The sequence below is a fragment of the Azospirillum sp. NS33 genome, assembly GCF_059703765.1.
In genome coordinates this window covers 37,054-49,112 of record NZ_BAAKJB010000034.1, presented here as the reverse complement: position 1 = coordinate 49,112, position 12,059 = coordinate 37,054, and the positions used below count along the sequence as shown (strand labels likewise).

Annotated in this window: 9 protein-coding genes; all 9 read left to right on the top strand. The window is 67.8% G+C overall.

What is annotated here, in order from left to right; genetic code table 11:
• The first annotated feature begins 3 nt into the window (after window positions 1-3).
• The 9 genes from AC6H2I_RS24255 (at window position 4) to AC6H2I_RS24215 (ending at window position 11,834) form a co-directional block, all read left to right on the top strand.
• Window positions 4-1,158 (top strand): class I SAM-dependent methyltransferase, encoded by a 1,155-nt coding sequence (locus AC6H2I_RS24255; RefSeq protein WP_497503332.1) that lies wholly within the window; start codon window positions 4-6, stop codon window positions 1,156-1,158.
• Window positions 1,159-1,765: 607 nt separating this feature from the next.
• Window positions 1,766-2,908 carry a class I SAM-dependent methyltransferase gene (locus AC6H2I_RS24250; RefSeq protein ID WP_497503331.1) on the top strand — a complete coding sequence of 381 codons (1,143 nt, stop codon included), beginning with the start codon at window positions 1,766-1,768 and terminating at the stop codon, window positions 2,906-2,908.
• A gap of 353 nt (window positions 2,909-3,261) precedes the next feature.
• Window positions 3,262-3,510, top strand: coding sequence for an NAD/NADP transhydrogenase alpha subunit-like protein (locus AC6H2I_RS24245; RefSeq protein ID WP_497503330.1), 249 nt, complete (start codon window positions 3,262-3,264; stop codon window positions 3,508-3,510).
• Between the two features lie 5 nt (window positions 3,511-3,515).
• A complete protein-coding gene (locus AC6H2I_RS24240) occupies window positions 3,516-3,815 on the top strand; it encodes a hypothetical protein (protein WP_497503329.1) in 300 nt (99 codons plus the stop codon).
• Window positions 3,816-3,831: 16 nt separating this feature from the next.
• The gene (locus tag AC6H2I_RS24235) at window positions 3,832-4,731 is read left to right on the top strand and encodes a phage head spike fiber domain-containing protein (RefSeq protein ID WP_497503328.1); all 900 of its coding nucleotides are present in this window, start codon (window positions 3,832-3,834) and stop codon (window positions 4,729-4,731) included.
• A 550-nt stretch (window positions 4,732-5,281) separates the two neighbouring features.
• Entirely contained in the window at window positions 5,282-5,977 is a 696-nt protein-coding gene (locus AC6H2I_RS24230) for a hypothetical protein (protein ID WP_497503327.1), read from the top strand.
• A 7-nt stretch (window positions 5,978-5,984) separates the two neighbouring features.
• Complete coding sequence (locus AC6H2I_RS24225; RefSeq protein WP_497503326.1) at window positions 5,985-8,495, top strand: HAD family hydrolase; 2,511 nt, start codon at window positions 5,985-5,987, stop codon at window positions 8,493-8,495.
• A gap of 142 nt (window positions 8,496-8,637) precedes the next feature.
• Window positions 8,638-9,795 carry a hypothetical protein gene (locus tag AC6H2I_RS24220; RefSeq protein ID WP_497503325.1) on the top strand — a complete coding sequence of 386 codons (1,158 nt, stop codon included), beginning with the start codon at window positions 8,638-8,640 and terminating at the stop codon, window positions 9,793-9,795.
• Window positions 9,796-9,935: 140 nt separating this feature from the next.
• The gene (locus tag AC6H2I_RS24215) at window positions 9,936-11,834 is read left to right on the top strand and encodes a rhamnosyltransferase WsaF family glycosyltransferase (protein ID WP_497503324.1); all 1,899 of its coding nucleotides are present in this window, start codon (window positions 9,936-9,938) and stop codon (window positions 11,832-11,834) included.
• The last annotated feature ends 225 nt before the right edge of the window (window positions 11,835-12,059 follow it).

Sequence of the window (12,059 nt, the reverse complement as noted above, 5' to 3'; positions counted from 1 at the left end):
ACTATGGAGCCGGGGCCGCAGATCGACTACAGCTATTTTGACGAAGATTACTATCAAAATGGTCGTGAAAGTGGCAAGACCGCCTACAGCAAGTACCTCCAGAACGCCGGCCAGACCCCCTTCTTTCGGGAGGTCGCGGAGGTCGTGCAATCCGTGTTCCGGCCGAAACGAACCTTGGAACTCGGTTGCGCGACCGGAGCGGTGGTCAAGCATCTCAACGACATGGGTGTCGAGGCGTACGGCATCGATGTCTCTGAATTTGCCGTGGCCAACAAAGCGCATCCGAATGTCATCCTTTCCGGCGCCGAGAATATTCCGTTTCCAGACAACCACTTTGACGTCGTCCATTCCTGCGGTGCGATGGAGCACATCCCCCTGGCCTTGCGTGACAAGGCGATGCGAGAGATTGATCGCGTCTGCGGCGGCTATCAGTTCCACATGATCCCCATCGTCGGCGAGGGGCCCTACCGCGGCGACCGGGAACAGGTCTTGGAGGGGCTGCGAACCGACAAGACCCATTTCAGCCTGCTCGACCGGGGCGAATGGCTGACCCTCTTTTCGGACACCGGCTGGCAAGACACCCGGCTGCGCGTGACCTTCGCTCACGACAGTTGGAGTTTCGAGAACTCCTGGTGCAACTTGTTGCTTTCGCGCGGTGCTGTTGAACCGGATGTGGCAATCCGCGTTGCCGATCACAATTCTACAGCCGCCGAGACACTGTTTTGGCGTGGAACTGAACTCACCCGGCACGTTCATCGCTTTACCGAAGATGAGCGTGCTGTGTTGAACGGCTTCGGGCGGCCTGTCGTATTTGACAACGCGTGGAACGACGCCATTGTGGACTTTTTGCCGCCTATCGATCTCGATGGTTGTGCGTTCCGGGCGATGGTTCATGTCGAGTCCACCGAGAAGATCCTGCTGCGATGGGCATTCCTGACCGGCGGCCATGAGCATATTATGGAACGATATCAAGAATTCGATCCTGGATTTACAATGGCTCTCTTCCGGCGTTCGGATTGTGGAGTGCAGGCGGGAACGCCGGATCTGAAGCACACGACCAGGGTCGTTTTCGGAGGCAATGTTCGAAGTGCTCGGGTGCGGTCAACGTTGGTGGCGATTCGTGGTGACACCGAGTTCCAGGTGATGCCTTCGCCGTAGATCTCCCGGGTCAGGGTTCCATTCGACGCTGAACGTGGACGCAACGCATTCGGAACGCGTTTGGTCTTCTCCCAGGAGTCGGTGCCGCCCACAGCAATGCCGGGTCTGACCTGCCGGCCACGGGGCGGCAAACGCCGCGGAGCCCGACAGTCGCCGTGGAACAGGAAGACTGCATCCGCCCGCCGACCGGCCCTTGCGGCCGGGGGCGGCGTGACCGTGCCCCTCGACGTGCGCGGCGATGGGTGGACGCGCGCCGCAGCGCACACATCGTTCCGACCGCGGCACCAACGCTGACTTCCCTCCGCGCGTGCAAGGGTCCTGACGTTGGCCACGCTGTGGACGAAAGATGGCCTCCGGGACAGCGGCCGCCAAGGAATCGGTCATCGTCATCAGGGAAGAACGTGGGCATTCCTGTGCTGACGCCGGCATTCGTCGCCCGTCGGGGGAGGTGCTCGAGGTCCGATGGTGTCATTGATGAGGCAGGAAAAAGGATGTTGTCCGCTGTCTGCGTTGCGATATATGTTCTTCTGCAAAAGAAAACTGCCTGCACGGCTATTCTATATCGAGAGATTTTTGTTTAATTTTACATATTGAGGGATGAACCATCGTGGATGATCGTCTGGCCGCGTTAGAGCGTATTACTCCATCTCGTGCGATTTGGCATAAGCTGAACGGGTTTTTGCCGCCAATACTGGCGATGCTTGACGATTCTGAATTCGCTGTGTTGATGGATTGGTACGCCGCATCCGACAAGGCGAATCTGGTTGGCGAGTGCGGCATTCCGGTGATGTCGATGCTTCAAGGCCTCGTCATGGGAAATGGCATCACCCGTGTTGTGCAGGCGGGGACGTACAGCGGGTACTCGTCCCTGCTTCTCGGCATGATGCTTCGCAAGATGAAAGGGAAGTGCGGCCTCATATCGTTCGATATCGACCAGCAATCGACGGCCTTCGCTCGCGAGTGGATTGAGCGCGCGGGTCTTACGGATTACGTGAAATTGGTGATCATGGATAGCGCCGACCCGGTCGCCGCGGACCTTGCGTTCTCTTATCATCAGGACGACCCCCAACTCGTCTTCATCGACAGCTCGCATCAGTATCGGCACACGCTGGAGGAATTGGATCTTTGGAGTTCACGCGTTGAACCGAAAGGATTCGTGTGCCTTCATGATGTATCGCATGCGGCCATGCTCTTCGATGCCACGGGGAAAGGCGGAACCCGTCGTGCGATCCTGGAATGGCGAGGTCGACGCGAGGCGGAGGTTGCGTTGATCTCAGGTCCAGAGGCCGATTCGCCCGCCGCATTCCTGGACCCATACGGATTCGGGATGGTGCAGATCTCCGCCAGACCGGCATCGCCCGAACGGCGTCCGGTCGAGGTGTCTGAACGTGACCGGCGTGTCGTGCGTGATCCGGGCTTCGCGCTGGCCGATGCGTGGATGACGCCATCGGACGAGTGGCAGGTCGAGGGTTTCGCCACCAAATCCAAGCCAGGCGTTGATGCGCTTTACACGTATTCGCCCCTCGTCGGGGGCGAGGAACATGAGGTCACCGTCGTCGTCGACGAACTGGAAAGTGGGTCTTTTCATATCGATCTCGGTGGCGGCGGCAAGAGCATCGAAATCCGGGAGCGGGGTACGCACACTGTCTCCGTCGCATGCCAGCACCACAACGCTCTGTTCGCGATCGTGCCGACGCCGGACTATCGGGGGCGCATTGCCCGCGTCGATGCCCGGATACTCCCGGCGTAGCGCGGAGATCAGGAGCCGTCGCCACCGGCTGGCGGGACGTTGCGGGGCTCTCCGGGCGATTGTGAATCGCTGGCGGCGCCCGGCGAGACGGTCGGCGTCCGCAATCCGCGGGCGAGTGGGGAAGGTGAAGGTTAAATTTCCTATTCAATGGGCCGCGCCGCCGGATCCGAAGCCCATAATAGGAAAAAATACTTGATTTCGAGCGGCAATGTGCGCATCCTGCACGAGCGCTTCGGCCATCGGTCGACGCGCTCGCATCGAAGGAGGCGTGTGGGACAGCCATGAAGACCATGATTCTGACGACGGACGCGATGGGGCGGCCGCTTGCGGCGCCGCCGGTTTCGGAGCACCGAATGGCGGTGGTGTTGGCGGCGGGCGACTCCCGCATGGTCGCGGTGCCGCCCGGGGCGCGCGTGGCCCTGGTGAACGCCACCGGCCCCGTCTGGGTTCAGTATGGCGGGGAAGCCGTGCCGCCCGCGGCGGACATCGTCGATGGAACCGCCGCCGAACTCAACCCCGCGGCGCGGGACGTCACCGGCGTGGCGGTGCTCGGTGTGGCGGCGACGGACGCCTGCGCCGTCTCCCTGGCGTTCTACGGGTGAACCCGATGGATGGCCCCTTCCACTTCCGGCCCGCGGGTCCGCGCCCGGCGGCGGCCGACCGCCCGGTCCTGACCGGCACCGTCGACGTCGTCGACGGCCCCGTGCGCATCGGCGGCGTCCCGGTCATCGGGCCGGACCGCAGCGCGTCCTTCACCGGCCTCGCGCTGGACGACCGTCCCGTCGCCCCGGGCCCCCTGGTTCCCGGCCCCTTCGCCGACGACGAGGCCGCCGCCGCCGCCGGCGTCGTGGTGGGCCAGTGCTACGCGCAGTCGGTGACGGGAGTCCTGCGGACACGGTTGGTGTGAAGGGAGGCGCGCGATCATGGGACATCAACTCCAGGTGGGTCCGACACCCATCGGCCTGTGGGACTTCCGCCTCGCCATGCCGGGTGGCGTGGCCTTCTCCCGCCCCGGCCTAGGCGCGCCCGCGACGTGGTTCGACCGCACCGGGGTGATGCGCACGGCCGGGGCCGACGAGCCACGCCTCGATCACGACCCGGCGAGCCGGGCTCCGCTGGGCCTGCTGATCGAACCCGCGCGGACCAACCTGCTGGCGCACGCGCAGGATTTCACCCACCCCGCCTGGGCCGTGGTCGGCGCCGCCGGCGTGGCCGCGGACCAGGCGCCCGGCCCGGACGGAACCGTGACGGCCGAGCGCCTGACCGGCGTGGCCGGCTACGAGAACCGCGTCGGTAGCGCGGGAACCGTCTCCCTGGTCAGCGGCCAGACCTACGTGTTCTCGCTGTTCGCACGGGCCGAGTCCGGGGGCGAGATCGTGATGCTGATCAACACGGCGTCGGGACCGACGCAGATCCCCTCCGCCACGCACGCCCTCGGGACGGACTGGCGGCGGTTCGCCGTCTCGCTGACCGCCCACGTCGGCAACGCCGACGCCTACCTGATCTTCCATGGCGGCGGCGGCACCGCGGCCTTCGACGTCTGGGGGCTGATGCTGGAGTCGGGCGAGGGCGCGACCTCCTACGTTCCCACCGCCGCCACCGCGGCCACCCGCGGTGCCGACAGCGCCACGGTCACGCTCGCCCAGGCGTCGGACCTGCTGGTGCAGGACGCCGCCGGGGCCGAATGGCGCAACGGCGTGGCCGCGGGGCCGGTCGCGGTCGTGCCGCGGGCCGGCCAGCGGCACGTCGGCCGGGTCATGGCGTTCCCCGCCGGAACGCTGGCGCCGGTCCGGAAGGACGCCCTGCGGGTTCCCCTCGGCTGATCCTCGCGGCGCGGCGCCGGCCGGAGCGGGGGGCAACGCCCCCCGGCGGCGGGGCCCCTCGCCCTCTCCCCGGTCCGTCCCTCCCCAGTCCGTCCCTCCCCAGTCCGACTCTGCCCGGCCGCCGCGGCCGGGGAGGGGCGGCGCCCGTGATCACCTTGCGCGACAAGGGGATTGGCCTTGACAGCCGTCTGATTACCATGCCATCCAAGATGATATATTCCACATTTTATGATACATTGTGTCCGAGGATTGGCGGAAGCTCCCAGTCGCGCGGCATGCTGGAATTCGGTGATTTCTGAAAGTCGATCTCGCCAACGATCAAAGACTGGTCACACTGAAGCGCTCTGCTGGTTCAGATAAGGCCCATCTCGACTTTGTCCGGAAGAGGAAGCACTGGTGAACGCAGCGCACCATAATGACCGCTCCCTTCGCCGAACGGCCGGTGGACCGCGCTTTCGGGGCGGACGGTGTTCCATCATCCGCGGCAGCGCCGGCCCCAGGGGGCGTTGGCGCGTGCGGGCCTGGGTGTCCACCATCCTGGCGTGTCGTCATGCCGGCTGACGGCGCGTTCGGGCAGAGCCCCGTCTTCGGCTACGCGCGCAGCCAGGTCGACGGCATCGTCGGCTGGGTGTTCGACGGCCGCCGCCCTGGGGCGCCGGTTCCGCTCGAGGTCTGGGACGGTGCCCAGGTGGTTGCGACCTTCGCCGCGGACAGGGACTGCCTGCAGCGCACGCCCGGCACCAAGCGGTTTGCGCTGCCCTGGCGCGACCTTCCCCCCGGTCTGGAGGGCGCGCCGCTGTCCATCCGCGTCCAAGGCGCCGGCGTGGTTCTGGGTGGCGCGGTCGAGGGCGCCTTCGTCATGCGGGCGCCGGCCGCCGTCATCGGCTGCTGGGCCCAGGCGGTCAACGGCTACGCGTGGGACCCCGGCCGTCCGGAGCGCGTGCTTACGGTGGAGCTGCGTTGCGGGGACCGGGTGATCGCCGAAGCCCGCGCCGACCGCTTTCTCGACCCCCTGCGGCAGATCGGCATCGGCGATGGCCGCCATGCCTTCGTCCTCAAACCACCCCAGTGGCTGCGGGTCGCCGCCAACCTTCCCGTGCGCATCACGGTGGCCGATGGACCGGACGTCGCCGGCGGCCCGAGGTCGGTGGCCGATCTCCTCGCCGCCGTCGGCGAAAAGCCCATGGGCGACATCAATCTGAGGCAGAGTCTCACCGTGTATCATGGCGGGATCGTTCTGATTTGAGGGTATCATGCTCGCTTGCCGGCGCCCGCTGACGTCGACGTCCGCCTGCGCGGACACCCTGTCCGCCGTGATCTCCTCGCTCGACATCGCGGTGGTGTCCGTTGACGTGTTCGACACCCTGGTCTGGCGGCCGTTCTACGCTCCCACCGACGTCTTTCGCGTGCTGCAGGGCCGGCTCGCCGAGGCCGGGCTGGTCACCGCACGCCAGGCCGCCGATTTCCCGGCGGTGCGGGTCGAAGCCGAGGCCGTGGCGCGCCGCCGCAAGGCCCGGGATGGCTTCTTCCCCGAGGTGACGATCGACGAGATCTACGCCGAGATCCCGCCCACGCTCATCGTCCCCGACCACCGCGACCGTGCCATCGGGCTGGAGGTCGAGGTCGAAGGGGAGCATCTGATCGCCGACGTCACCCTGTGCACCGCCCTGGCCACCGCCAGGGCCGCGGGATGCACCATCGTCCTGACGTCGGACTTCTACATGCCGGCGGCACGGCTCGCGGCGATGCTGCACGCCGCCGGCGTTCCCGATGGCCTGGTCGACCGCATCTACGTGTCCGGCGAGCGCGGGTGCGACAAGCCGAACGGCCTGTTCGCGGTGATGCTCGACGACCTGGGCGCCGAGCCGCACCGGGTGCTGCATCTCGGCGACACCTCCCACACCGACATCGAGCCGGCGAAGGACGTCGGCATCCACACCCTGCACCTGCTGCGGCTGTCGGAGTCGCACAGGGCGGTGTTCGCCACCGAGACGCGGCTGCGCGGGCTGGCCGAACAACGGCGCTTCCTCGACGACGACGGCGGCCTTCACGGCCTGCGGCAGAGGATCCTGTGGGCGGCGCGGACCACCAGCGGCGTCGCCGGCTCCCATCCCTTCTTCGACCTGGGGATCCTGGTGTACGGCCCCGTTCTGGCGGGATTCGCCGAGTGGGTGCCGGCGGCGATGGCCGAGCGCGGCATCGGCGTCGCCCTGTGCGTCACCCGCGAAGGCCTCTACCTCTCGGGGCTGCTGGGCCGCGCCGCGGCGAGCCGCGGCCAGGACGGCGTCTTCGTTCCGCTGCTGACCTCCCGCAAGACGCTGTACGCGGCGTCCTTCCGCGACGGTTCGCTGGAGGAGCTCGAGAGGTTCGTGTTCTCGTCCCGCACCCCGATGACGCTTCGCCAGGTGGTGCAGATCCTGGAGATCCCGCGCACCCATCTGGACATCGCCCACCCCGGCCTGATGAACCTTCCCCTGCGCAAGGACAGCGACGACGCGCGCGCCGTGGTCGGCCTCCTGGCCGCCGACCCGCGCATCGCCGAACACCTTCGCACCGTCAGCCGCGGCTGGCGGGAGCGCCTCATCGCCCATTTCCGCCGCCAGATGGCGGCCGCCGGCGTCGCGACGCTGCCGAGCCTGGACGCGCCCCCCCTGCGGGTCGCCTTCGTGGACGTCGGGTGGAGCGGCACGTCGCAGCACCAGTTCCAGACGCTGTTGACGTCGGCCGGGATCAACGTCCGGCTCGAGGGCCTCTACTGCGCCACCGACGCCGCCGCCACCGGCGCCATCCAGCGCGGCGCGGTGATGACGGGTTGGCTTGTGTCGAGCGGCCGGGAGGGCCTGCTGGGACACCTCATCGTCAACTGCAAGGAGATCGTCGAGGAGCCGTGCACCCTAGAGGTCGGCGCCATCATCGACTACGACGAGAGCGGCGCGCCCCGCCATGAGCCCACCAAGCCGATGGCCATCGTTCAGCGCGTCCAGCTCGCGGCCTTGCAGAGCGCCGTGGACGTCTTCTTTGACGAGTATTTCGGGCGCTGGCGCCACACCCCCTACTTCCGGCGCCATCCCCTGTCGCAGGCGACCCACGCGATCCGCACGGTGTTGGCGCGCCTGGTCGCCTATCCCACCGCCGCGGAGTCCCACGGTCTGGCCCACTGGCTGCACGAGGAGGGCGGGCATTTCAGCAGGACCGACGAACTCGTCAACCGCCGGTGGGACAGCGTCCTGCGCTACTGCACCTTGCGCCAGGCAACCGAGAACATGCCGTACTACTGGCTGTTCTCCGCCCTGCGCGACGTCCGTCCCGCCCTGCTCGACAAGCTGATCCACCGGCAGACCGGCTACCTGGAGGAGGAGGACGGGCACGTCGGCGCCATCGACGGCGCGATGACGATCGTCGACAAGAGCGTCATGTACCATGACCGCAGCCAGACGGTCGGCGTGAAGGCGTTCATCGAATGCGACGGCCGGGGGCTGTTCTACCGCACGCTGTTCGCCACCGGACCGATCGAATGGCGCTGCGAGGCGGCCCCCTCCGCTCCCCTCTTCATCGATCATGTGGAGCTGCATTGCCGCTTTGTCGACCAGGCCGACTGCGAGGTCGTCGTCGCGCGCATGGACCCGGCCACCGCCTTCGGCTCCGCCATCGCCATGACGCCGGCCGGGGCCCTCTATGGCGGCGGCCCTCTGACGCTGGCCGCACCGTTCCTCCACGACAGCCGACCGCGGGAGATCGCCGCCTATGTCTGCATCCGGACCTGACGCGGGCGCCGGGGCGCCGCCCGCGGACCCGAACGCCCCGCCGCGCGTGGCGGCACCCGGGGGGGCGGCTGCGCCGGGGGGGCAGGCATCGCCACCGCCATCTGCAGGAGGACGGGACAGTGACAGGGACGGGGGTTGGGAGATGACGGCGAACGTCGCCTTCTATGTCGCGGCGGCACCGGATTCCCGGCGCATCGCCGTCGAGGGGGTGCGCAAGGCGGCGCATCTCGCCCGGCAGGGTGCCCGTGTGGTCGTTCACATCGTGGACAGGGACACGGCGACACCCGAGCACCTGGCGGCGATCATCGGCCCGAACGCCACCGGAGACGTCCGCGTCGTCGGCGGATGCGTGCCGCGGCAGGCGTACGACATCGGGCTGTTCTTCGGCGCCCGTGCGGCGGCGTTCGCCGACGCGGTTTCCCTTCCGCGCAAGGCGCTCGTCGTCGACGACATCGAGGCGTGGACCCATCCCATGGGCGACGCCTACATCGCCGGCGAGAACGCGCTGTTGAGCGGCCTGGACGCCATCGCGCTCGGGCGCTGGGTCGGGCGCACCCTGCGCAGCGAATTCGGCGTCCGCGCGTTCATCTGCGACGTCGGTGTCGACCCTCCGCCCGCCGGCGCGGCCCCGCAGCGCCGGGCCGCGGTGTGCGCCGCGTGGGACAAGACCGATTCCACCATGTGCCGGCGGTATGTGGTCGAGGTGCTCGGGATGCTCAACGCGGCGCGTCCCGACGTCGAACTCTTCCTCGTCGGAACCGGGCCGGCGCCGGATCCGCTCTGGTTTCCGGTCCAGGTGCTGCTCGACCTGCCGGCCGCGGCGCAGGCCCAGCTCTACCGGTCGTGCTCGGCCGGGCTCTGCCTGACCGCCAGCCCGCGGGTCCGCGAGGTGCTGGCCATGACCGCCTGCGGCCTCCCGGTGGTGAACGTCTACCGCCAGGTCAATCTCTACGACTTTCCCGCCGGCGCCTGCGTTCTCGCCCAGCAGACACCGGAATCGGCGGTCCGCGCCGTGCAGACCGTGCTCGACACCGCCTCCTGGTTCGATCACGAGCACCTCGCCGCGGCGGTGGCCGACCGGACCCATGACGCCGAGAACGCCGCCTTCGCCGGCTGCGTGCAGCGCCTGCTCCGCGGCGCGGTCCCTCCGGACGAGAGCGCCGAGCCGACACTCCCCACCTACCAGGCCGATCCGGTGGTGTCGCCGTTCCACCTTCATCCGAACGTCGCCTACCAGCTCTGGCGCATCGGCGGTGCTCCGCCGCGCCTGTCGGTGAACGAGACCATCACGACGCTGTAACGGCCGCGCACGGTCGTCACACGACGCGCCGGTCGCTTCGACACGCAAGACAAGGGGAGCGATCCATGGACTCAGCAATTCGCCCTAAGGTCGCTTGGTACATTCCTCCGCTGCTCCATGGATCGGGCGGCATCTCGAACATGTTCCAGAAGGCGGATGCTCTGGCGCGCGCGGGATTCGAATGCCACATGTACATCGAGCCGTTCGACGGCGCCGACCAGACAAACATCGCGCAGTGGGTCGAACGATATTACGGCACGTTCAATCTCACGTACTTTTACGGATTTACGTTCACCGAAAAGTACGACATGATCATCGGCACGATGTTTTATTCCACATATATTGCTAGAGATAGTGGGCAGTCTTGTAGGAAGTTGCTGTTCAACCAGGATTACGAGGCGTTCTTCAACCCGATGGGTGATCCCTTTTTCGACGGTGAGAACGCTTACCTGCAAGGGCATATTCCCATCACGGTCGGCCGCTGGCTCTCCCACGTCCTCGGCGCCGATTTCGGCATTCCCGCCTACCACGTGGATTTCCAGGCCGACACGGCCACCTACCGGCTGCTGCCGGATGTCGCGCGGGAGAAGGCGATCTGCTTCATCTACCAGCCGAAGAAGCATCGGCGCTGCCCGGCCCTGGGAATCGGCGCCCTGGAGATCGTGAAGCGGGCACGCCCCGACACGACGATTTATTTCTTCGGGTCGGCCGAGGATCTCCGCGTCGACTTCGAGCACGTCAACCTCGGCATGCTGCCGGGACCCAAGGACATCAACGAGGTCTACAACCGCTGCCGCGTCGGGCTGTGCATCAGCTCGACGAACCCGTCGCGCGTCCCCTTCGAGATGATGGCGGCCGGGCTGCCGCTGGTCGACGTGTACCGCTACAACAACCTGATGGACATACCGGACGGGCCGATCACGCTCGCCCATCAGACCAGCGAGAGCATCGCCCAGGCGATCATCGACCTGCTCGACGACGACGGGCTGTGGCGCCACCGGTCCGAGGCCAGCGTCCGCTTCATGCGGCAGCGCAGCCTGGAAAAGGAGCACGCCTGCTTCGCCAGCCTGGTGTCGCGGGCCTATCTCGGCAAGCCGCCGCCCTTCTCGGCGGTGACGATGACCTACCGCAGCGATCCGGTGATGGCGTCGCAGGACGCCGCCCGCCCGTCGGTCCGCCACTTCTGCCAGCGCCAGAAGGACCTCGCGCTGCGCGGCATGCCCGAATCCCCCGCGGCCGCGGCGGGCCGTGCGCCGCAGTCCAGCGAGGAGCGACTGCTCGATGCCCTGGCGCGGAGCGCCGGGGTGCGCGCCGATTCTCCGACGGCCGCCCTGGGTCCGGGGATCACGGGGTGGGACGACGTGATCGCCCTGGGATACCACCGGCTCGCCGAGCTCGACCTCGGCGGCTACGTCGAGGCGCCCTACCGCAGGCGGTTCACCGTGCGCAGCGGCGCCGTCGAGGAGGTCGCGCACGGCGCGGTGGTCCCCGCCGACAGTCTGGACGACCCCGACGCGACGGACCTGCCGTTCGCCCTGATGGCGGGCGCCCGGCTGCACGCCATTCCCACCAAGTGGTCGGGGGTCGACGCCGAGCACCGGCGGCTCGTGCTCCACCCCAACGGCACCGCGCCGTCGGTGGCCCTGCTGGAGCTGGCCGTTCCGGCGCAGACGACGGCGGTGCTGGCCACCATCCGCCTGGCCCATCCCGATTCGCCGCCCGTGGAGTTCGCCATGGGCGTGGTCGCCTCCGCGCCGGGCGAGGCCGTACGCGACCTGGCCGATCGCACGCCCCAGCCCCCCTTCGTCCTTCTGTCCGGCCAAGACGTGGCGGAGCTGCGGGTGCACCTGCCCGAGCCGACGGATGGGCCGCGGTCCCTGCTTCTGATGACGCGCCATCCCATCGCCGGCACCCGGGTCGAACACAGTTGGGCCCAGTGGTCCGACATCCGGTTCGTCGGCGGCGGTGGCGGCGAGGGCGGCGGACGGCCGAGCCGGGCGGCGGCGCTCGGCCGCCGCGAACCGGCCGCGGCCGCGTGATGCGAGGCCACGGGGCGCCCGCCGCGGTGGCGGTCGCGAGCATTCGCACGCCCGCGCCGCCGGTCTTCGTCGGCCGCAGAAATGCATTTACAAAGAATTGCTGCTTCCGGCATCATGCCGCCAATCCTAAGGGGTATTCATAATGGGCTAGATGAATATGGCTTCTGCATGAGCGCAAGAAGCACGGAATCCCCTGATTTAGCACTCGCGCAGGAGTAGGCCCGG